The 714-nt window shown below is 54.3% G+C and carries 1 pseudogene; it reads right to left on the bottom strand.

What is annotated here, in order from left to right:
* Positions 1–714 (bottom strand): annotated as a pseudogene (locus tag ACUU1M_RS20425) (IS66-like element ISSfl3 family transposase); the annotation flags it as partial.

Below are 714 nucleotides of genomic sequence, written 5' to 3'. Positions count from 1 at the left end.
CGAGAAGTTCCAGGGCAGCAGTTCATGCACTTGGTTCGACGGCCAGTCATTGAGCTTCTCGATCACTTCGCGCAACCAGTCCTCCGGCTCCACTTCGTTCTGTTTGCAGGTGACCAGCAGACTGTAGATGATCGCCGCACTTTCTCCTCCCTTGTCTGAGCCGAAAAAGAGATAATTTTTTCTTCCAACCGCCACCGATCGTAACGCGTTTTCACCGATGTTGTTGTCTATTTCCACCCAGCCGTCACGACAGAACTCGTTCAGCGCATTCCAGTGATTCAGGATATAGTCGAACGCCTTCGCCATCTCCGCATGTTTCGACAGCGTTTTCCTCTGCAACTGTATCCAGTCGTACAACGACTGCATCAACTGGACGCTTCTGGCTTTTCTGACTGCAAGCCGTTCCTCTGCCGGACTGCCACGTATCTCCGCTTCTATGTCGTATAACTCTGCTATCCGTCTGAGCGCTTCCTGAGTCATTTCTGTCGGACGGCGCACATCCTCGTCATGGATTTTTCGGCGGGCGTGGGCCAGGCACCCGGCTTCCTTCACCCGGCCCGTTTCGTACAGTACGTTATAACCTGCATAGGCATCAGCCTGCAGTACGCCCTGATACTTTGCCAGGTGGAGCTGCGGATGTTCTCCTTTGCGATCTGCCGAATACGCGAACCAGACGGCTGCCGGCAGGGATGAACCCGCATTACGATCATCCCT

The organism is Shigella sp. SIG6 (assembly GCF_053555815.1).
The sequence above is the reverse complement of the archived record's forward strand: the minus strand, read 5'-3'. Positions and strand labels throughout refer to the sequence as shown.